The following is a 20227-nucleotide window of genomic DNA, read 5'->3' on the forward strand; positions in this document are numbered from 1 at the left end:
CCGGCGCCGCGGGCCGGGGGGGGGGGGGGGGCGGCGCGGCGGGTCAGCCCCGGTGGGCCTCGGTGTCGCCGTTGACCGTGCGGAGGGTCAGGCGGTGGCCCGCGTCGCCGGGCGCGGCGGCCGGGAGATCCACCGTGGAGCGGCCGTTGACCGTGGTCGCGTCGGTCGCGTACGCGGGGGCGCCGGCCGGCAGCGTGACGCGGGCGGAGCCGTTGCGGGTGACGCCGTCGAGGGCGGCGGGCGAGTTGAGGCACAGCAGGTCGACGTCGCCGTTGACCGTCTCGGCGCCCACGGTACGGGCCTTGAGGCCGGTGGCGCGGACCGAGCCGTTGCGGGTCACGAGGTGGTGCTCGGCGCGGTTCGCGCCCGAGTCCTGCACCGTGACGTCCCCGTTGACGGTGCTCAGCGTCAACGCGCCGGTGACGTCGCTGACGTCGATCCCGGCGTTGCGGGCCCGTACGGTGACCGAGGTCCCGGCGGGGACGTGGACGAGCGGCATGGAGCCGCAGTTGTCCCGGGCCCGTTCGTCGCCCTCGTCGCAGGGCAGGTCGAGGGTGCGGGTGCCGCCCTCTCCGTCCCAGTGCGCGAGGGTCGTGTCCTCGACCCGCACCACGTCACCGCTGGTCCCGGTGACGCGTACGCCGCCCTGCGTGGTGATCACGAGCCGGGCGCCGGAGGGCAGTGCGGCCTGCCGGAAGTCCCGCTCGTGCCCGGCGCGTTCGTCGTGCCCGTCGTGCCGCGTCCCGGACACCGGCCGCCCCGCGAAGCTCCCGTCGCGGGCGTCGTCGGCGCCGTCGTGACCGCAGGCGGTGAGCGCGAGGAGCGGCAGCAGGGCGCAACCGGCCCCCGCCACGAGGCGCGAACGGCGGGGCACCCGTCCGCGATCCGGCCGGCCGGTCCTGTTCCTGTCCCTCGAAGACGTCGTCCGCATGGGATGCGTGTGCCCCGGAGGGGGCGGGTTCACCGCGCGGCGGGCGGCGGGCCGGCGGGCGGGACGGTGCCGGGGCTACTCCTCCTCGAACCACGCGTCGAGCGCCGCGTCCAGCTCCTGGGTCCAGCGTTCCAGCGTGGCCTTGTCGGGAGCCTGGACGTCGGTGGGGTACCAGCGCTTCTCGGGGGTGTGCACGGTGACGGTGAGCCGCTTGCCCCAGCGGGAGGTGCCGTACTCGACCGCGCCGATCTCGTCCCAGCGCCACTCGGCGGCCTGGTCGTCGAGGGTGAAGCGGACGCCGTCCCGGTCGACGGCGATCGTGCCGCGCCGGTCGGAGGCGGTGAACTCGGCGTCGGCGGCAGCCCTGTCGGCGGTCTCGGTGGCCTCGGACGCCGGGTCGTCCGGCGCGTCCGGCGCGTCCGGCGCGCCCGGGTCGTCCGGCCCGGCCGGGGAGTTCTCCGACGCCTCGGAACCCTCGGGGCCCTTGGTCCTTTCGGAGCCCCCGGAAGCCTTGGCGGGCGGGGCGTCCTCGGGGGCCTCGGGGTCCTCGGGGTCTTGGGAAGCCTCGCCGGGGGCCGGCTCCGGCTCCGGCTCCCGTCCGGCCGCGCCGGCCGGCTTCCCCGTCTCCGGCTCCGTCGCCGTCGCGGGCTCGGCCTCCGAGCCGGACTCCGGCTCCGTCCGTGGGGCACTGTCACCTCCCTCGCCTGGTCCGGGCAGCGTCAGGCCGGGGATGAACGCCGGATCGGCGGCGGCGCCGATGGGCGGAAGGTTCGGTGCTGTCTGCTTCTGCTCCACGGGGCGCAGTATGGCGGACGTCTCTGTGGAACGCAGGTTCGGGTGTGTCACGCACACAGTTCCCGCACGTCACACGGCCCGGCCCCGTGGGCGGGGGCCGGGCCGTGCGACGTGCGGGACGCGGGTGGGCTCAGCCGAGGACGGCGAGCGCGTCGATCTCGATGAGCAGGCCCTTGGGCAGCCCGACGTACACCGTGGTGCGCGCGGCGGCGGCCTCCTTGAGGCCCTGCTCCTCGAAGTACTGGTTGTAGATCTCGTTCAGCTCGGCGAAGTGGCCGGTGTCGGTCAGGTAGACGCGCATCATGACCACGTCGTCCCAGCTCGCGCCGCCCTCTTCGAGGATCGCCTTGACGTTGGCGAAGGTCTGGAGGGTCTGCTCGCGCAGGGTAGGGCCGGCCGGGGTGGGCGCCTGGCCCTCGACGGCGGGCAGGAAGCCGACCTGGCCGGCGACCTGGAGGATGTTCCCCTTCCTCACCCCGTGCGAGAACTTCGCGGGCGGGGTGGTGTGCGTGGAGGGGGTGAGAGCGGTCTTCGCGGTCGTGGACATATGCGTCAGGCTTCCTTGATCTGGGTGTGCTGGGTGTTCAGGGTGTTCTGGGTGTTCTGGGTGTTCTGGGTGATGGGACGGTGGGCGGCCGGGGCCTCGGCCGGGCCCGGGGTGCCCGCGTACTCGCGGCTCACCGTGTCGGCCGTACGGCGGACGAGGGGGAGCAGCGCGAGGAGTTCCTCGGTGGTCACGACGACGTTCGGGGCGGACACCGACATGGCGGCGACGACCCGTCCGTCGGCGCCCCGCACGGGCGCCGCGACGCAGTTGATGGACTCCTCGTGGCCACCGAGGTCGGTGGCCCAGCCCTGTTCGCGCACGGTCGCCAGCTCCTTGAGGTAGGCGGCGGCGTGCGGGGTCGAACGGGGCGTGTACAGGGGGTAGTCGAGGCGTTCGACGACGGACCGGCGCTCGCTCTCCGGGAGGTCGGCGAGCAGCAGTTTCGCGACGGCGGCCACCGACATCGGCACGGTCTTGCCGACCCGCGAGTACATCCGTACGGGGTAGCGGCTGTCGACCTTGTCGATGTAGAGGACCTCGCCCTCCTCGTACACGGCGAGGTGCACGGTGTGCCCGCACGTCTCGCCGAGCCGTACGAGGTGGGGGTGGGCGATCTCGCGGACGTCGAGGTGTTCGACGGCCTCCTGGGCGAGCGCGAACAGCCGGGCGCCGAGCCGGTAGCGCCCGTCGCCCTGCCGGTAGACGAGGCCGTGTTCGCCCAGGGTGCGCAGCAGCCGCAGCGCGGTGGACTTGTGCACGTCGAGGCGGTCCGCGACGCCGCCGAGGTCGGCGGGGCCCTCGGCGAGCAGCGGCAGGATGCTCAGCGCGCGGTCGACGGTCTGGCTCACGGGGCGCCCGCCTCCGTCCCGTCGACGGCCGGGGCCACCGCCGTGTCCGCGCCGGTGCGCTGCGCGGGTACGGGGGTCCAGCCGGGCCCGAGCCGCAGCGCGGCCCAGTCCCCGGCGTCGAGGGCGACGAGCCGGTCGGCGTGCTCGCGCACGGGCGGACGGCACAGGTCGGCGGGGACGGTGAGGACGGCGGCGGCCATGAGGTGTCCGTGCCGTACGCGTTCGGCGAGCGGCAGTCCGCGCAGGGTGCCGGAGAGGTAGCCGGCCGCGAAGGCGTCCCCGGCGCCGACGGGCGCGACGACGTCGACGCGCGGCGCGGGCACGTGCAGCACGAGGGGCGCGCCGCTCGCGGCCGCTCCCCCCTCGTCGCCTTCCCCGGCCCCGGCGGCGCCCTCCGTCGTGAAGACGGTGGCCCCGGCGGCGCCCTGTTTGACGACGAGGGTCGCGGGTTCGGGGAGCGCGGCGCGCACCGCCTCGGGGCCGCCGGTGACGCCCCACGCGCTCTCCGCCTCGTCCTCGCCGACGAACACGAGGTCGGCGCCGCGCGCGAGGCCGAGCAGTACCTCCCCGGCGGCGCGCTGGTCGCTCCACAGCCCGGCGCGGTAGTTCACGTCGAAGGACACGAGGGGGCGGCCGGGGCGCCGGTCGGTGAGTTCGCGCATGAGGCCGAGGCAGTCGGGGGACAGCGCGGCGGTGATCCCCGAGACGTGCAGGACCCGGGTGTCGCGCAGCACGTCGAGCGGCACGTTGTGCGCGGTCATCGCGGAGGCGGCCGAACCGGCCCGGTAGTAGACCACCTCGAAGGAGGCGTCGGCGTCCCGGTCGGCGGCGGTGCGGAAGTAGATGCCGGTGGGGCGGTCGGCGTCCCGGCGTACGGCGGAGGTGTCCACGCCGTACGCGGCTATCGCCTCGACCAGATGCTCGCCGAAGCCGTCGGCGCCGACCCGGCTGACCCAGCGGGCCGTGTGCCCGGCGGCGGCCAGGGCGCAGGCCACGTTGGACTCGGCGCCGCCGATGCCGCGCGCGAAGGAGGGGACGTCGGCGAGCCGGCCGGGGGTGGAGGGCACGAAGGTGACCATGGACTCGCCCAGGCACACGACGTCGCTGCCGGGGCCGTCACCGGGACGGCCCGGGGCGGCTGCGTTCTCGGTCACGCTCACGGTCGGCCTTTCCTCGTGCCTGATGGGGGTCTCGGTGTGCCAGACGGGGGTCCCGGTCACTGCCGCGCCCGCCGCGCTCGCCGTACTCGGCCGGCTCGCGCGTCCGGAGGCGCACAGGTCCCGGTCCGCTGCGGGCGGGGGCGTCATTGACCCCGCCTTGTCCCGGATGTTAGACACCTGGGAGCGACATATGCAATGAGCGTTGCGTCCTGCGCAACACGGCGCGCCGCACACCGGGTGCGGGGCACGGGTGCGGGCGCCGCGCTCCGCACCTGCCGTGTCCCCTACCCGCGACCTGCCCTGGGAGTCTCGATGACCGCCGGCCACACCCGCCCCGCCGCTTACGACCGGCTGGCCACCGAGCGCGTGGACAGCCGTTTCAAGGGGCTGCCGCCGGACGCCGAGGGCCTGACCGTGGCCGAGCTGGCGGGTCAGCGCCGCAACCTGTTCACGGGCGGGTTCACGACGCCCGTGCTCGCGCTGTCGGCCCCGGCCCTGGAGCACAACCTCGCGCTCATGGAGACGTACTCCGAGCGGCACGGTCTCGACTTCGCCCCGCACGGGAAGACCTCGATGGCCCCGCAGTTGTTCGCGCGCCAGCTGGAACGCGGCGCGTGGGGCATCACGCTGGCCGTGCCGCATCAGGTGCGGGTCGCGCGGGCCTTCGGCGTACCGCGGATCTTCCTCGCGAACGAGCTGGTGGACGCGGCGGCGCTGCGCTGGATCGCCGGGGAGCTGGCCGCCGACCCGGAGTTCACCTTCGTCTGTTACGTCGACTCGGTGCGCGGCGTCGAGCTGATGGACGCGGCCCTGCGCGCGGCGGCCGGGGCCTCGGCGGGCGGCGTCGCGCGCCCGCTGGACGTGGTCGTGGAGCTGGCCGCGGGTGAGCAGGCGCGTACCGGGGCGCGCACCGAGGAGGAGTGCGCGCGGGTCGCGGAGGCCGTCGCGGCGACGCGGACGCTGCGGCTGGTCGGGGTCGCGGGCTACGAGGGCGAGGTGCCGGAGGCCGATCCGGAGCGGGTGACGGCCTGGCTGCGCGGGCTCACGGCGCTGCTCGCGGACTTCGACGCGGCGGGCCGGTTCGCGGGGCTGGAGGAGATCGTGGTGAGCGCGGGGGGCAGCGCGTGGTTCGACGCGGTCGCCGAGGTCTTCGCGGGGATTCCCGAACTGTCGGCGCCGGTACGGAAGATCCTGCGCTCGGGCGCGTACGTCTCGCACGACGACGGGCACTACAAGCACCTCACGCCGTTCAACCGGGTGCCCGAGGAGGGCGCGCTGCACGCCGGTTTCCGGCTGTGGGCGCAGGTCGTGTCGCGCCCCACGCGGGCGCAGGCCTTCGTCAACGCCGGTAAGCGGGACGCCGCCTACGACCTGGACCTGCCGAGCGCGCAGGTCGTGCGGGACGCGCGGACGGGCGAGGTGCGGGCGGCCGGGGGCGTCGAGGTCTCGGGCCTGTCCGACCAGCACGGCTGGGTGCGCACCGCGCCGGGGACCGCGCTGGAGGTCGGCGACTGGCTGGGCATGGGCCTGTCGCACCCGTGCACCTCCTTCGACAAGTGGCAGCTGATCCCGCTGGTCGAGGCCGACGGCACGGTGACGGACTACATCCGCACCTTCTTCTGACCCGGGCCCCCCTGCGGGCCGAACAGCCCCCGCACCCACAGCAGTCGAGCAGACCGAGCAGACCGAGCAGACGGAGAAGCCGAGCACCATGTCCAGCAGCGATGGCAACGATCTGGTTCTCCGGGACGCCCGGGTGGTCGACGGCTCCGGGGGCCCCTCGTACCGCGCGGACGTCGCCGTCCGGGCGGGCCGGATCACGACGATCGCCCGCGAGGGGGAGCGACGGCCGGGCGCCGCGCGGGTGGTGGACGCGGCGGGACTCGCCCTGTCCCCCGGTTTCATCGACATGCACGCGCACAGTGACCTCGCGCTGCTGCGCGATCCGGAGCACCTCGCGAAGGCCGCGCAGGGGGTGACGCTCGAAGTGCTGGGCCAGGACGGCCTGTCGTACGCCCCGGTCGACGACCGTACGCAGCTGGAGGTGCGCCGGGCCATCACGGGCTGGAACGGCGGCGCCCCCGAGGACGACTCGCTGGACTTCGACTGGCGTACGGTCGGCGGCTACCTGGACCGGCTGGACCGTCAGGGCATCGCGCTGAACGCGGCCTATCTGATCCCGCAGGGCACCGTCCGGATGTACGCGATGGGCTGGGAGGACCGCCCGCCCACCCCCGAAGAGCTGGCGCGGATGCGGCAGTTGGTCGCGCAGGGCATGGCGGAGGGCGCCGTCGGCATGTCCTCGGGGCTCACCTACACGCCCGGCATGTACGCGAAGGACTCCGAACTCACCGAGCTGTGCCGGGTGGTGGCCGCCTTCGGCGGCTACTACTGCCCGCACCACCGCTCGTACGGGGCGGGCGCCCTGGAGGCGTACGAGGAGATGGTGGCGCTGACCCGGGAGGCGGGCTGCGCCCTGCACCTCGCGCACGCCACGATGAACTTCGGCGTCAACAAGGGCAAGGCGCCTGATCTGCTGACGCTGCTGGACGCGGCGCTCGCGGACGGCGCGGACATCACGATGGACACCTATCCGTACACCCCGGGTTCGACGACGCTCGCCGCGATGCTCCCGTCCTGGGCGAGCGAGGGCGGGCCGGAGGCGACGCTCGCCCGGCTGCGCGACCCGGAGACGGCCGCCCGTGTCCGGCACCACATGGAGGAGATCGGCGCGGACGGCTGCCACGGTGTGCCGATCGAGTGGGACACCATCGAGATCTCGGGCGTCGCGAACCCGGCGTTCACCGCGTGCGTGGGGCGGACGGTCGCCGAGAGCGCCCGGCTGCGCGGCGAGGCACCGTGGACGCTGGCGCGGCGGCTGCTGCTGGAGGACCGGCTCGGCTCCACGATCCTCCAGCACGTGGGCCACGAGGACAACGTCCGCGAGATCATGCGCCACCGGGTGCACACCGGCGGCAGCGACGGCATCCTCCAGGGCCTCAAACCGCATCCGCGCGCCTACGGCACCTTCCCCCAGTACCTCGGGAAGTACGTGCGGGAACTGGGGGTGCTGACGCTGGAGGACTGCGTCGCGCACCTCACCTCGCGTCCGGCGGCCCGGCTGCGGCTGCCGGACCGCGGGCTGGTCCGCGAGGGATACCGCGCCGACCTCGTCCTGTTCGACCCGGACACGGTCGCGGCCGGCTCGACCTTCGCGGCGCCGCGCACCCCGCCCACGGGCATCCCGCACGTCCTGATCGACGGCAGGTTCGTGATGGAGGACGGCAGGCGCACCGACGTCCTGGCCGGACGGTCGGTACGGGGGCCGGGGACCCGGATCGCGGCCTGAGCGGGCGGGCGGCGCCCGCTGCGGCGGACCGAGCGGGCCGGACCGTTGGACGGACCGCGTCGGCACGACCCGTACGGGCCCGCTGACCTGCGGAAGGTGCCACCGGCCCCGGAAGGGCGGAAAAAACTTCCCGGAATCCGTGAACTTTCCCGTCCGTCCGCTCATCGCACCAGTTGTCAGCATGAACAGCGGGACCCGCGACGTGACCGGTCGCGGCGGAGAGAGGATGACGGACATGGCGAAGCAGCAGCTCCACACCACCGGCACCACCGAGGCGTACGGCACGGGGACGCCGGCTCCGCGCGGCCGGCGGGTGCGCAGGCTGGCCTTCCCGGTCGCCGCCGCGGCGGCCCTGTTCGCCACGACGGGCGCGGTGACCGTGGCACAGGCCGCGTCCAGCGGTACGAGCGCCACGCCGACCTGCGCGACCTCCGGGCTGTCCGCCTCGCTCGGCAAGAGCCTGGGCGGCGGCATGATGCACGAGGGCACCGTGCTGAAGCTGAAGAACACCACGAAGCACACCTGCCTGCTGCGCGGCTACCCGGGCCTCGGCCTGGAGAACGCCTCGCACCACGCGCTGACCTCGAAGACCACGTGGGGCAGCACGTACTACGCGAAGGACCCGGGCAAGAAGACGCTGACCCTGAAGGCGGGCCAGAGCGCCGAGGCGGTCATCGCCTGGACCCACGCGAACACCGGCACGAGCGACGCCACCCACGCCCGCTACCTCGTGGTGACCCCGCCGGCCTCGAAGACCCACAAGAGCGTCAAGCTCGACACCTGGGTCGACAGCGGCCGGCTGAACGTGACCTCGATGGCGTACAGCCTGAAGGTCGTGAGCTGACCCGGGCGGGCCCCGGGCCCGTTCGAGCCGCGAGGGAGGCGGCGCGCCGACGACGGCGCGCCGCCTCCCTCGTCTTCGCGCCACCCCTGCCCCCCCCCGGCCGGCGATCAGCGCGCGCCGAGGGGACGACGGGCCCGCTCGCCGCCCACGACACGACACGCCATGTCCGATATCTTGATAATCGCGACAATCGCACACTTCGTGACTCCGCCAGACGACCGCCGGAGGGACCTTTGACGGGAGACCGGGGAGACCGGGGAGACCAAGGCGACCGGGAGGACCGGGGCGGCCGGGAAGAGCGGGAAGCCCGGGACACCCCGCGGAGGCAGAGCGACCGGGCGGCCGAACTCGGCAGGCAGGACGCGCTGCGGCGGGCGGGCCTGACCGCGGCGGCGGACGCGGGTATGGACCGGTTCGCGAGGCTGGTGGCCCGGTTCCTGCGGACCCCGGTCTCGCTGGTGTCCCTCCTGGAGGCGGACCGGCAGGTCTTCCCCGGCATGTTCGGCCTGAAGGAGCCGTGGGCGCGCCGCCGGGAGACGGCGCTGAACCTGTCCTTCTGCCAGCACGTCGTCGCGAGCGGGGAACCGCTCGTCCTCAACGACACCCGCAAGGACCCGCGCAGCTGCGAGAGCATGGCGATCCCGGAGCTGGGGGTACTCGCGTACGCGGGGATGCCGCTGACGGACGCCGACGGACACGTCCTGGGCTCGCTGTGCGCGATCGACTACCGCCCCCGCGAATGGAGCGAGGACGAGCTGCACGACCTGGCGGACCTGGCGGCGGCCTGTTCGGTGGAGCTGCGCCTGCGGATCGCGAAGGAGCAGTTGCGCCGCGACCGCGACCAGGCCGATCTGCTGCTGCGCGCCTCGGTCGAACTGGCCCGCGCGCACGACCTCACCGACGTGGTGCGCCGGCTGCGCGACCTGTTCGAGGGCCCCGCCAAACCCTCGTACGTGGGCCTGCTGCTCGCCGACGGGCCGGGGCTGCGGCGTGTGGTCGACCCGGACCGTACGCGACCGGTCGAGAGCGCGATCGGCGGCATGGCGCTGAACGAGGGTTTCCCGAGCGCTCAGGCGATGCGCGAGCAGCGCACCGTATTCGTCCCCGACCACGCGGCGCTGACCGCCGGGTACAGCCCGCAGGCCGTGGCCGGGTACGAGGAGCTGGGCCTGTCCTCCGCGCTGTGCGTCCCGCTGGCCCGCGACCGCGGGGTCCTGACATGGTCCTGGAGCGGCCCGCACACCCTCGGGCTGACCGAGAAGGCGGTACTCACCGCGGTCGCCGGGTACGTGAGCCAGGCGGTGGAGCGCACGCTGTTCGTGGAGAACCGGCTCAGCGCCGCGGAACGGCTCCAGGCCGCGATGCTCACCGAACTGCCCGTCGTACCGGGCCTGGAGATGGCCGCGCTGTACCTGCCGGCCGCCGACCAGGACATGGTGGGCGGCGACTGGTACGACGCCTATCTCGTGCCGCACGGCGCGGACGGGCGGGACGCGGCGCTCATGGTGTCCGTCGGCGACGTCATCGGGCACGACATGCGGGCGGCGGCCGTGATGGGGCAGGTCCGCAGCATGCTGCGGCAGGCCACGCTCGGCCATCCCACGCACTCCCCGGCCGCCGCGCTGACGGCGGTGGACCCGGCCTTCGCCGTCCTCCCCCTGGGTCCGGGCGGCACGGTGGTGCACGCGCGGCTGGACGCCCACGAGCACCGCTGGCGGCTGACGTGGTCGAACGCGGGTCACCCGCCGCCGCTGCTGCGCCTGCCCGACGGCCGGGTCTCGGCGCTGGAGGAGCACGACCTGCTCCTCCTGGACTCCGCGACGGGCCTGGAGCGCCACGAGCACGCGTGCGAACTGCCCGCGGGCAGCGTCCTGGTGCTGTACACGGACGGCCTGGTGGAGCGGCGCGACAGCGACCTCGACGTGGGTATCGGGCGGACGATGGCCACCCTGTCCGAATGCGGCGACCGTCCCCTGCCGGGCCTGCTCGACGCGCTGTCGTACGGCGTGAAGAACTCCGCGCAGCGCGACGACGTGGCGGTCCTGGCGCTGCGGGTGACCGGCGGCCCCTGAGGGGCCGGCGGCCCTCGCCGGGGAAGGTGCGGCGGGCGGGCCACCGGCGCGTCTCCCGCGTGTGCGCCCCCGGCGCCCGCCCGCCTAGGCTGGCTCCCGGACTCGATGATCAAGGAAGAGGGAGGCGGCGGGCGCATGGGTGAGGGCGAGGTTCTGCGCTGGAGTGACTACCGCGTCATGCCGTGGAAGAACGGCGGCGGCACGACACGGGAGGTGGCGTCCGGTTCCGTGCGGGCGGGGTCCGCCCCGGCGCCCTCGGCCCCCGTCCCGCCCGCCGACGGGTTCGACTGGCGGGTGAGTGTCGCGGACGTGGACGCGGGCGGCCCCTTCTCGGCGTTCCCCGGGGTCGACCGGGTGATCACCCTGGTCGAGGGTTCGGGCATGGTGCTGACCGTGGACGGCACATCCCGGCCGGTCGGGCCGCTGAGCCCCTTCGCCTTCCCGGGCGACGCGGTCACGGACTGCCGCCTGGAGGCCGGGCCGGTCCGCGACATGAACGTGATGACGCGCAGGGACCGGGCCTCGGCGGACGTACGCGTGGTCCGCGTCACCGACGGCGACGGCGACGGCGACGGCGACGGTACGGAGCTGACCCGCGCCGAGGACGAGGTCCTGCTCGTCATGGCCACCACGGAGGGCCTCGTCCTCGGCGCGGCGGACAAGCGCGGGGACGGCGACAGGGACACGGGCGAGGACGCGACCACGCTCGGCCGGCTCGACTGCGTACGCGTGGGCCACGCGGGGCCCGGTTCCGTGTTCCTGCGGGGCGAGGGCACGGCGGCCGTGATCCGCGTCGTCGCGAGGCGCTGAACCCCGCCCCGGGTGGAGCGGCGACCGGCGGTCGCAGCCCCGCCCCGGGTGGAGCGGCGACCGGCGGTCGCGCGGCACGACCGACAAGGACACGACTGGCGAAGGGGAGGCCAGTCGAAGGACACGGCTGTCGGGGCACGACTGGCGAGGGCGTCACGGTCGAGGGCACGACAGCCGAAGGCACCCCCTCCCCCTCCAAGGCGCGGCAGGCACACCCCGCCAAGGCGCGGCAGTCGGCCCCAAGGCAGAGACCGGCCTCCGTCCTGAGGACTACGCGCGCCGCGCGGGCCAGACCTGGGAGGGGCGCGTATTCACGCCCTGAGGCCGACCGCCGGGGCGTCCGGCGTGCCGAGGATGAGAGGGAAGAGGAGCGCTCCCGTCCGCGTTCCCGTCCCCACCCCTGGAGCCGTCATGTCGACGCAGGCAGCCGCCGCCCCCGTCCCCGCCCCCGCTCCCCCGGCGGCCGCCCGCGCCACGGGGCTGAGCAAGGTCTACGGCGAGGGGGAGACCCGGGTCGTGGCCCTGGACTCCGTCTCCGTGGAGTTCGGGCGCGGCCGGTTCACCGCCATCATGGGGCCCTCGGGTTCGGGCAAGTCGACGCTGATGCACTGCATGGCGGGGCTCGACTCGGTGTCCGCCGGTTCCGCGCGGATCGGTGACACGGAGCTGTCCGGTCTGAGCGACCGGCGGCTCACCCGGCTGCGCCGGGACAGCGTCGGTTTCGTCTTCCAGGCGTTCAACCTGCTGCCCACGCTGACGGCGCTGGAGAACATCACGCTGCCGCTGGCCATCGCGGGCCGCAGGCCCGACCGGGAGTGGCTGGACACCGTCGTGACGACGGTCGGCCTCTCCGGACGGCTCGGCCACCGCCCCGCCCAGTTGTCGGGCGGCCAGCAGCAGCGGGTCGCCGTGGCCCGCGCCCTCGTGACCCGGCCGGAGATCGTCTTCGCGGACGAGCCCACCGGCAACCTGGACTCCCGCTCGGGCGCCGAGGTCCTGGGCTTCTTGCGGTACTCCGTGCGGGAGCTGGGCCAGACCGTCGTCATGGTCACCCATGACCCGGTGGCCGCCGCCTATGCCGACCGGGTGGTCTTCCTCACCGACGGCCGGGTCACCGACGAACTGCACGCGCCGACCGCCGACACCGTCCTGCACCGGATGAGGCTGCTGGGCACCGGCTCCCCGGTCACCGCGGGCTGACCCGCCACCGTCTTCGGCCCGGACCCCCGTCACGTACCCCTGGAGTGGGAACACCTTGCTGCGTACAGCCCTGCGCAACGTCTTCGCGCACAAAGCCCGGTTGATCATGACGGCCCTCGCGGTCATGCTCGGCGTCGCCTTCGTCTCCGGCACCCTCGTCTTCGGCGACACCGTCGTCCAGGCCCTGCGCGGCGCCTCCGCCAGGAACCTGGAGGGTGTCGCCGTCTCCGTACAGGCCGAGTCGCACACGGAGGGCGACGCCGGGCCCGGCGAGGGCCGGACCACGGCACTGACCGGCGAACTGGCCGACAAGGTACGTGCGTTGCCGGGGGTCGCGTCCGTGCGCGCCGTCGTCAACGGCACCGCGACCCTCGCCGCGAAGGACGGGCGGCCGCTGAACGCCGACAACACCTGGCAGAACCTCGCGACCAACTACGCGCCCGACCCCGACAAGGGAGGCCGGGACGGCCGTTACCCGCTCAGCGCCGGACGCGGTCCCGTCTCGGACGGCGAACTGGCCCTGGACCGCCGCACCGCCGAGAGGGCCGGGTACTCCCTCGGGGACACCGTCCGTCTCGCCACCGACGGCCCGGCGCTCACCAAGAAGCTGGTCGGTACGGTCGACACCGACGACCCGCGCGTGACGGCGGGCGGCACCCTCGCGCTCTTCGACACCCGGACCGCGCAGCGGCTCTTCCTGCGCGACGGACGGTTCGACGAGCTGGCCGTCGGCTCGGCGCCCGGCACCGACGAGCGGCGACTCACCGAACGGGTACGGCGGGTGCTGCCCGGCAAGGGCGTCGAGGTCACCGGCGGGACCCGGCTCGCGGAGGAGCAGGCGAAGCGGATCGCCGAGAACACCGGTGCGCTCACCCAGATGCTCCTGGTCTTCGCGGGGATCGCCCTGTTCGTCGGTGTCTTCATCATCGCCAACACCTTCACCATGCTGATCGCCCAGCGCGGCCGGGAGACGGCCTTGCTGCGCGCCGTGGGCGCCTCGCGCCGCCAGGTGGTGCGCGCGGTCCTCGTCGAGGCCGGGCTGCTGGGGCTCGGCGCCTCGGCGGCCGGGCTCGCGCTCGGGCTCGGCATCGCGACCGCCCTGCGGCCGCTGCTCAACGCGGGCGGCGCGGGCCTGCCGGGCGGCCCGCTGGTGGTCTCCCCCGACACGGTCCTGTGGTCGCTGGTGACCGGTGTCGGTGTCACCGTGCTCGCCGCGTGGCTGCCCGCCCGCAGGGCGGCGGGGATCGCGCCGGTCGAGGCGCTGCGGACGGTCGACCAGGCGCCGCGGCAGCGTGCCCGGGTGCTGCGCGACACGTGCGGCGCCGTGCTCACCGGCGCGGGGGTGCTCACCATGCTGTACCTCACCACCCGCGAGGGCGACAAAGACACCGGCCTCCTGATCGCCATGCTGGGCTCGGCGCTCACCCTGACGGGCCTGATCGTGCTCGCGCCGCTGCTGTCCCGGCCGCTCGTCTCGGTCGCCGGGGCGGTCACCACCCGGGTCTTCGGCATCACGGGGAAGCTGGCGAAGGAGAACGCGCTGCGCAATCCGCGCCGTACCGCCGCCACCGCGTCGGCCCTGATGATCGGGCTCACCCTGATCACCGGACTGAGCGTGGCGGGCGTCTCCACGGACGAGGCCCTGAAGGAGGCGGCGACAAGCGGCCTGACCGCCGACTACAAGGTGTCCGACTCCGGTCACCAGGGCATCGAGCCCGCGCTCGACGCGAAGGTCGCGGCGGTCGCCGGGGTCGCGCACACCGCTCCCCTCGCCTCCTCCTCACTGGACGTCCGCGGCGAGTTCACCGTGCTCACGGGCGCGGACCCGGACCGGCTCGGCGAGGTCACCGACCTCACGTTCACCAGCGGCTCACTCGCCGCCCTCGGGCCGGGCAGGGTCGCGCTCTCCGACGAACTGGCGGAACGGACCGGCCTGTCGACGGGAGACACCTTCGAAGGCTCTCCGGGGTACGGCAGCGAGACCGGCACCGGCGGGAAGCGGCGGCTGACGGTCGCCGGCGTCTACGAGAAGACCCGCGTGGTGGGCGACACCCTCGGCACCCTGGACGACGTCCTGCCGCACGCCGACGGCGGGACGCTCGACAGCATCCTGGTCAAGGCCGCCCCCGGCGCGAGCACCGGCGCCCTCGACCGGGACATTCGCCAGGCCCTCGGCGACAGCCCGCTGGTGCGGGTGCAGAACCAGGAGCAGTTGACGAAGGCCGAGTCCGGCGCGATCGACTCGATGCTCAACATGATGTACGGCCTGCTCGGCATGGCCGTCGTCATCGGGGTGCTCGGCGTCGTCAACACCCTCGCCATGTCGGTCGTCGAGCGCACCCGGGAGATCGGTCTGCTGCGCGCGATCGGCCTCGACGGCGGGGGCGTCAGGAGCATGGTGCGCCTGGAGTCGGTGGTCATTTCCCTGTTCGGCGCGGTCCTGGGGATCGGCACCGGCGTCTTCCTGGCCTGGACGGGCGGCAGCCTCACCGGCTCCTCTCTTCCGGCGTACGAGACGGTCCTGCCCTGGGCCAGGCTCGGCGTGTTCCTGCTGCTCGGCCTCGCCATCGGCGTCCTGGCGGCGATCTGGCCGGCCCGCCGGGCGGCCCGTCTCGACGTACTGGGGTCGATCACCGCGCAGTAGCACGGCGGGAGTCCGTACCCCGGTACGCCGAGGCGGCCACGGGTCCTCAGCACGCCGGATCTTCCGGACGGCCCGGGACGGTACCGCGTCCGGAGGAACCGGCGGGCGGGTCACGGGGGCGCGGGAGGACACCCGGGAGGACGGTCTCCCCTTACGGCAGGAGGACGATCCGTCCCCCGGCGTGGCCCCCGGCCTGGAGGGCGTACGCCGACCGCGCCTCCTCCAGCGGGAAGGCCGCCTCGATCTCCACCGTCAACTCCCCTGCCGCGGCTTGTCGTACGAGACCGGGCCGGGCGGCCGGGCGGACACGCTCGGTCTCCCCGCCCGGACCGATCGTCCGGGCCCCGGCGGCCTGTGCCGCCGCGTAGTTGACCATCGTGACGACCCGCCCCGGCTCCGGCACGAGCGCCAGCGAGACGGACAGGGCCTCGTCGGTGCCGGCCGTGTCGACCGCGGCGGTGACCCCGCCGGGCGCCAGCGCGCGGACCCGCTCCTCAAGGCCCTCCCCGTAGGCGACCGGCGTCACCCCGGAGGCCCGCAGGCGCGCGTGGCGCGCGGCGGAGGCCGTGCCGATCACCTGCGCGCCGCACAGGAGGGCGAGTTGGGCGACCATACCGCCGACGGCCCCACCCGCACCGTGCAGCAGGACGACATCGCCCTCCCCGGCGCCGACGGCCTCCAGCGCGTGCGTGGCGGTCGTGCCGCTGCCGAGCAGCGCGGCCGCCTCGGGGAAGCCGAGCCGCGGCGGCTTCCGGAGCAACACCCGCGCAGGTACGGTCAGTTGCTCGGCCTGCGCACCGGGCAGCCAGTGCCCGAGCACCTCGTCGCCCACCGCGAGCCGCTCCCCCTCGAAGCTCACGGGACCGGGGCCCACGGCGGTGACGACGCCCGCCATCTCGTTGCCGAGCCGCAGGGGGAGCGCGCCGGGGTCGCGGCCCAGCAGCCCCTGGGCCCGTTTCACGTCGAAGGGGCTGACGGCCGTGGCCCGTACGGCGACGACGACCTCGCCCGGTCCGGGCGGTACGGCGGGCACATCGGTGAGCCCGATGACCTCGGCCCCGCCCCAGGCGGTGGCCACGACGGCGCGCACCACGGCGCTCAGAAGCCCACGGCCTGGCGGACCAGGACCACGTCGGCGCGTCCGGGGAAGACCTCGCGGCCGTAGACGAGGATCTTCGAGACGACGCTGCGGGCCCCGTAGGCGGCCTGGGCGCGGACGTCCTCCTTGGGGTAGGAGTACGTCTCGATGCGGCGCAGCGCGGTCGGCAGGTCCGGTACGACCTTCTGCGCGCCGACGACGAAGACGGCCCGGCCGGCCCCCGAGGCGTACGGGGCGAGCTGGGAGCCCGAGGCGGAGGCGATCACGAGCTTGCCGTCCTGGGTGACCGCGTGCACGCTGCCCACGACCACGTCCGGCGCCGAGCGGGTCACCCGCACCTCGTCGGCGCGCTGCGCCAGGTCCCAGTCGCTCTGCTCGGCCCGCACGCTCTTGAACCGCCCGGACTCGTCGATGTCCGCCGCGATACCGCTCTCGCGCAGCGTCTCGCTCGTGGCGGTGAACACGGAGCGGTCGGTGGGGAGCAGGGCACCGACGGTGGCGCGGGCCTCGGCCAGGGTGTCGACGACCGACACGGTGAAGCCGTTCGCGCGCAGCGCCTCGGCCGCGGCCTGGACGTCGGCCTCCGGGGCGGGGCGGGCGAAGGACTCGTCGACGGGGAGGACGTCGGGGACGGTCTGGGCGGTCTGCCGCTGGTCACTCATGGGGAAACAGAACCTCTCGGGCTTCTCGTACGCGGGGCAGGGGAGACGGGTGATCCCTAGCCAGTCATTCAGTAACTAGCTACATACTATCCAGTTATTCACCTGCCGCAAGCGAGCCCGGCCCGGCCCGCCGGCGCCTCCGCCGACACGACCGGGCGTACGAGCGAGGCCCGCCACTCCACCGGGAGCGACGGGCCTGGGAACAGGGGGCTTGAGGGGTTAGGGGGGGTGAGGGCTTGAGGGCCTTGGGTCTAGAGGGGGCGCGGTCCGGGGCCGCCGACCGGTCACGCCGGACCCGGTGCGACCGGTCACGCCGGACCCGGTACGGCCCGTCACGCCGACCCGGTGCGGCCGGTCGCGTCACCGGCCGCGCCCGGTCACGTCAGGCCGGCCGCTCGCGCTCCGCGCAGGGCCGGGGCTCCGGGGCCTCGGGGTCGACGCGCGTGACGTGCTCGGCGAGCACCCCCAGGCCGCCCGGACCGAGCGGTCCGGCGACGCGCTCCTGAAGGGCGTCGGCGAGCGTCAGGGCGGCCTTGGTCGCCGTCGCCCGGCCCCGCCCGGTGAGGCAGGCCAGGGTCACGCGGCGGTCCACCGCGTGCGGCCGCCGCTCCATCAGCCCGGCCTCGCTCAGCCGGTCGGCCACCTTGGTGGTCCCGGCCGTCGTGAAGCCGAGGGTGCGCGACAACTGGCCCATCGGGGCGGACTTCTCCGGCGCGTTCAGCAGGAACCACAGCACCTGGAAGGACGAGGGGGCGAGCCCGGTGGCGCGGTGGACGTCCTCCAGGACCTGTTCGTTCAAGCGGCGCAGGCCCGACTGCACTCCGTCCCACTGCCGCAGCAGCTCGACCTGCTCCTCGGACGGGCAGCTCGCCGCCTCGTCCTGGCCGGCCGGGGCGGCCTTCGCCCGCGCACTCCCCGCCATGGCGGACTCCTCTCGCCTCACACGTCCGTCCGGCTGCCCGATCCGGAACCGGGACGCCTGCCCACGCCGGTTATTATCTCACCAGCTACCTAATAGCGGAACATGCGGGGTGACCTGGGCCGTGCGGCAGGCGCACGGGCCCCGAGCTGTGGAGCGCGGTGAGTCTGCGGGGGAATGCCCCCAGGATCGTCCCCCGTCGCGCGGCCGCCGCCTCCGGCCCCGCCGCCCCGGGCGTTACGTGGTCGGCGGGGGGAGTCTGGCCGCCACGGCGTCGAGGACCCAGTCCAGGCCGGTCGCGAAGGCCGTCCCGGCGTCCACGTCGGCGGCGTCGTGCACGACCTTGGACAGCGTCGGGAAGCGGCCCGTGGCCAGCATGTTCATCACGTGCGGGCCGGAGGCGCGCTGCCAGTCCTCCTCGGACAGGCCCGTGGCGCGCTCGGCCCGCAGGTTGGCGATCTCGCGCCTGATCGCGCCGGTGGAGTAGGCGCTGACCGTCTCCACGGCGCGCATGACGGTGTCGATGTCCGCGAGGCCGTCGAGAGCGGCCAGCGTGGCCTCGGTCACCGCGAGGCCGTTCGGGCCGAGGGCCGGGCGGCCGCCGAGCAGGTCGGCCAGCCACTCGTGGCGGAGAGCGGCCCGCCTGGTGCGGTGGGCGAGGCCGCGCAGCGCCTCCCGCCAGTCCTCGGGCCGCTTATCGGGGAGGATCTCGGCCTGGACCTCGTCCACCATGAGGTCGAACAGCTCCTGCTTGGTGGCGATGTACCCGTACAGCCGCATCGGGCCGGCGTTCAGCCGGGCGGCGACCTTGCGCAGCGACACCGCCTCCAGCCCGCCCTCGTCGGCCAGCGCGACGGCGGCGGCGACGATCCGTCCCCGGTCGAGCGGCACGGGGCGCGCCGGCGGCTCCGCCCGGTCCCACACAGTCATGGTCACACCGTCCTTGTCCCCTGCCCCCGCCTTGCCTGCCTTGCCTTGCCTGCCTTGCCTGACGACGTCCCTTGCCCCGCCCTGCCTCGCGACCGTCGTACTCCCCCGGCCCGATTGTCGCCTCTTCACGACCGTTGCCTTGCGTCGCGATCGGAAATACAGTGTATCGGCATGAGACACCGTATCGCCGTGGTCGGCAGCGGGCCCGCGGGCCTCACCTTCGCCCGGGTCCTGCACCGCCACGGCCACCCGGTCACCGTTTTCGAACGCGACCCCTCCCCGGACGCCCGCCCCCCGGGCGGCGCACTGGACCTACAGCAGGGGCTGGGGCAGCTCGCGCTGGACAAGGCGGGACTGCTGGCCGCGTTCCGGGCGCTGGCGCGCCCCGAGGGACAGGCCATGCGCATCCTGGCCACGGACGGGACGGTCCTGCGCGACTGGCACCCCGGGCCGGAGGACCGGGCCAATCCGGAGATCGACCGGGGACAGCTCCGCGATCTGCTGCTCGGCCCGCTCGACGTCGGGTGGGGCCGGGGCGTGACGCGGGTGGTGCCGGGGACCCGGGACGGCGTACTGGTCCATTTCGCGGACGGGCGGAAGGAGACGTTCGACCTCGTGGTCGGCGCGGACGGCGCCTGGTCCCGCGTCCGCCCGGCCCTGACACCGGTGACGCCGCACTACACCGGCGTCACGCTGGTCGAGACCTCGCTCGACGACGTGGACACCCGTCACCCCGGCCTCGCCGCGCTGGTCGGCGAGGGTTCCCTGGCGGTGTACGGCGTGAACCGGGCGCTCGTCGCCCAGCGCAACAGCGGCGGCCACGTCAAGGTGTACGCCCAGTTCCGCGCGCCGCTGGACTGGCACACGCACCTCGACCTGGCCGACACCGCGGCCGTACGGTCGAGCCTGCTGGCCCGGTTCGACGGCTGGGCCGCCCCCGTCCTGGACCTCCTCCGCCACGGCGCCGCGTTCGCCCACCGCCCCCTCTACGTCCTGCCCGTGTCCCACACCTGGGACCACGTCCCCGGAGTGACGCTCCTGGGCGACGCCGCCCACCTGATGCCCCCGCTGGGGGCGGGCGCGAACCTCGCGATGCTGGAGGGCGCCGAACTCGCCGAGTCCCTCGCCACCGGCACCGGCGATCCGGACGAGACCGTCCGCGCCTTCGAGGAACGGATGTGGGCACGGGCCGGCCGGTGGGCGCGGATGACGGCGGCCGGCCTGGAACGCCTGGTGAGCCCGGACCCCGCCGAAGCGATCGCCGTCTTCGATCAGGTCCAGCCGTCCTGACCACCGGGCCGCGAGAGCGTCAGGCGGCGCACGCGAGAGCGTCAGGGCCGGTTCGGTGCGCCACGGATTCCCGGGACGGCACGGAACCGGCCACCGCCGCCGTGTCCCGGCCCCCCGGCCGGTGAGG

Annotated in this window: 17 protein-coding genes; 8 read left to right on the top strand and 9 right to left on the bottom strand. The window is 74.5% G+C overall.

Features of this window, described 5'->3' with window-relative positions:
• Positions 1–43: 43 nt before the first annotated feature.
• From ACFYMP_RS30245 to ACFYMP_RS30265, 5 genes are all read right to left on the bottom strand, one after another.
• Positions 44–874 (bottom strand): DUF4097 domain-containing protein, encoded by an 831-nt coding sequence (locus ACFYMP_RS30245; RefSeq protein ID WP_388863518.1) that lies wholly within the window; start codon positions 872–874, stop codon positions 44–46.
• 132 nt (positions 875–1006) lie between these two features.
• The gene (locus tag ACFYMP_RS30250) at positions 1007–1726 is read right to left on the bottom strand and encodes a hypothetical protein (protein ID WP_388863520.1); all 720 of its coding nucleotides are present in this window, start codon (positions 1724–1726) and stop codon (positions 1007–1009) included.
• Positions 1727–1856: 130 nt separating this feature from the next.
• On the bottom strand, positions 1857–2273 hold the full coding sequence (locus tag ACFYMP_RS30255) for a RidA family protein (protein WP_388863522.1): 417 nt from the start codon (positions 2271–2273) through the stop codon (positions 1857–1859).
• A 5-nt stretch (positions 2274–2278) separates the two neighbouring features.
• Complete coding sequence (locus ACFYMP_RS30260; RefSeq protein WP_388863524.1) at positions 2279–3121, bottom strand: IclR family transcriptional regulator; 843 nt, start codon at positions 3119–3121, stop codon at positions 2279–2281.
• Positions 3118–4281, bottom strand: coding sequence for a sugar kinase (locus tag ACFYMP_RS30265; protein WP_388863527.1), 1164 nt, complete (start codon positions 4279–4281; stop codon positions 3118–3120). Before ACFYMP_RS30265 ends, ACFYMP_RS30260 begins: the two co-directional genes overlap by 4 nt.
• Before the next feature lie 312 nt (positions 4282–4593).
• Here ACFYMP_RS30265 and ACFYMP_RS30270 point away from each other — a divergent pair, with 312 nt between their 5' ends.
• The 7 genes from ACFYMP_RS30270 to ACFYMP_RS30300 all read left to right on the top strand — a co-directional run bounded on the left by ACFYMP_RS30270 (position 4594) and on the right by ACFYMP_RS30300 (position 15200).
• The gene (locus tag ACFYMP_RS30270; protein ID WP_388863528.1) at positions 4594–5904 is read left to right on the top strand and encodes an amino acid deaminase; all 1311 of its coding nucleotides are present in this window, start codon (positions 4594–4596) and stop codon (positions 5902–5904) included.
• Between the two features lie 88 nt (positions 5905–5992).
• Positions 5993–7630, top strand: a complete 1638-nt coding sequence (locus ACFYMP_RS30275; protein WP_388863530.1) for an amidohydrolase family protein — start codon at positions 5993–5995, stop codon at positions 7628–7630.
• A 235-nt stretch (positions 7631–7865) separates the two neighbouring features.
• Positions 7866–8474 (top strand): DUF4232 domain-containing protein, encoded by a 609-nt coding sequence (locus ACFYMP_RS30280; protein ID WP_388863532.1) that lies wholly within the window; start codon positions 7866–7868, stop codon positions 8472–8474.
• Between the two features lie 404 nt (positions 8475–8878).
• Positions 8879–10546 (top strand): GAF domain-containing SpoIIE family protein phosphatase, encoded by a 1668-nt coding sequence (locus tag ACFYMP_RS30285; protein ID WP_388863566.1) that lies wholly within the window; start codon positions 8879–8881, stop codon positions 10544–10546.
• Positions 10547–10651: 105 nt separating this feature from the next.
• Positions 10652–11356, top strand: a complete 705-nt coding sequence (locus ACFYMP_RS30290) for a HutD family protein (protein ID WP_388863534.1) — start codon at positions 10652–10654, stop codon at positions 11354–11356.
• A 411-nt stretch (positions 11357–11767) separates the two neighbouring features.
• Positions 11768–12556 carry an ABC transporter ATP-binding protein gene (locus ACFYMP_RS30295; RefSeq protein ID WP_388863536.1) on the top strand — a complete coding sequence of 263 codons (789 nt, stop codon included), beginning with the start codon at positions 11768–11770 and terminating at the stop codon, positions 12554–12556.
• A 55-nt stretch (positions 12557–12611) separates the two neighbouring features.
• Complete coding sequence (locus ACFYMP_RS30300; protein ID WP_388863538.1) at positions 12612–15200, top strand: ABC transporter permease; 2589 nt, start codon at positions 12612–12614, stop codon at positions 15198–15200.
• 151 nt (positions 15201–15351) lie between these two features.
• Here the strand turns inward: ACFYMP_RS30300 and ACFYMP_RS30305 are convergent, their stop codons facing one another.
• From ACFYMP_RS30305 to ACFYMP_RS30320, 4 genes are all read right to left on the bottom strand, one after another.
• Complete coding sequence (locus ACFYMP_RS30305) at positions 15352–16278, bottom strand: alcohol dehydrogenase catalytic domain-containing protein (protein WP_388863540.1); 927 nt, start codon at positions 16276–16278, stop codon at positions 15352–15354.
• Between the two features lie 20 nt (positions 16279–16298).
• On the bottom strand, positions 16299–16961 hold the full coding sequence (locus ACFYMP_RS30310; RefSeq protein ID WP_388863542.1) for an LUD domain-containing protein: 663 nt from the start codon (positions 16959–16961) through the stop codon (positions 16299–16301).
• A 382-nt stretch (positions 16962–17343) separates the two neighbouring features.
• Positions 17344–17883: a MarR family winged helix-turn-helix transcriptional regulator gene (locus ACFYMP_RS30315; protein WP_388863544.1), complete on the bottom strand. Its 540-nt coding sequence runs from the start codon at positions 17881–17883 to the stop codon at positions 17344–17346.
• A 234-nt stretch (positions 17884–18117) separates the two neighbouring features.
• Positions 18118–18810, bottom strand: a complete 693-nt coding sequence (locus ACFYMP_RS30320; protein WP_388863546.1) for a TetR/AcrR family transcriptional regulator — start codon at positions 18808–18810, stop codon at positions 18118–18120.
• A gap of 171 nt (positions 18811–18981) precedes the next feature.
• Between ACFYMP_RS30320 and ACFYMP_RS30325 the strand changes: the two genes are divergently transcribed.
• Entirely contained in the window at positions 18982–20100 is a 1119-nt protein-coding gene (locus tag ACFYMP_RS30325; protein WP_388863548.1) for an FAD-dependent oxidoreductase, read from the top strand.
• Positions 20101–20227: the final 127 nt, after the last annotated feature.

The sequence above is a fragment of the Streptomyces sp. NPDC007088 genome (assembly GCF_042869355.1).
Classification (GTDB): domain Bacteria; phylum Actinomycetota; class Actinomycetes; order Streptomycetales; family Streptomycetaceae; genus Streptomyces.

What these genes read in the sequence shown, in the direction of transcription:
- ACFYMP_RS30315 (WP_388863544.1), bottom strand. Translation starts at nt 17,883, where the DNA reads ATGGCGGGGAGTGCGCGGGCGAAGGCCGCCCCGGCCGGCCAGGACGAG.
- ACFYMP_RS30255 (WP_388863522.1), bottom strand. Translation starts at nt 2,273, where the DNA reads ATGTCCACGACCGCGAAGACCGCTCTCACCCCCTCCACGCACACCACC.
- ACFYMP_RS30270 (WP_388863528.1), top strand. Translation starts at nt 4,594, where the DNA reads ATGACCGCCGGCCACACCCGCCCCGCCGCTTACGACCGGCTGGCCACC.
- ACFYMP_RS30310 (WP_388863542.1), bottom strand. Translation starts at nt 16,961, where the DNA reads ATGAGTGACCAGCGGCAGACCGCCCAGACCGTCCCCGACGTCCTCCCC.
- ACFYMP_RS30295 (WP_388863536.1), top strand. Translation starts at nt 11,768, where the DNA reads ATGTCGACGCAGGCAGCCGCCGCCCCCGTCCCCGCCCCCGCTCCCCCG.
- ACFYMP_RS30275 (WP_388863530.1), top strand. Translation starts at nt 5,993, where the DNA reads ATGTCCAGCAGCGATGGCAACGATCTGGTTCTCCGGGACGCCCGGGTG.
- ACFYMP_RS30320 (WP_388863546.1), bottom strand. Translation starts at nt 18,810, where the DNA reads ATGACTGTGTGGGACCGGGCGGAGCCGCCGGCGCGCCCCGTGCCGCTC.
- ACFYMP_RS30280 (WP_388863532.1), top strand. Translation starts at nt 7,866, where the DNA reads ATGGCGAAGCAGCAGCTCCACACCACCGGCACCACCGAGGCGTACGGC.
- ACFYMP_RS30325 (WP_388863548.1), top strand. Translation starts at nt 18,982, where the DNA reads ATGAGACACCGTATCGCCGTGGTCGGCAGCGGGCCCGCGGGCCTCACC.
- ACFYMP_RS30285 (WP_388863566.1), top strand. Translation starts at nt 8,879, where the DNA reads ATGGACCGGTTCGCGAGGCTGGTGGCCCGGTTCCTGCGGACCCCGGTC.
- ACFYMP_RS30290 (WP_388863534.1), top strand. Translation starts at nt 10,652, where the DNA reads ATGATCAAGGAAGAGGGAGGCGGCGGGCGCATGGGTGAGGGCGAGGTT.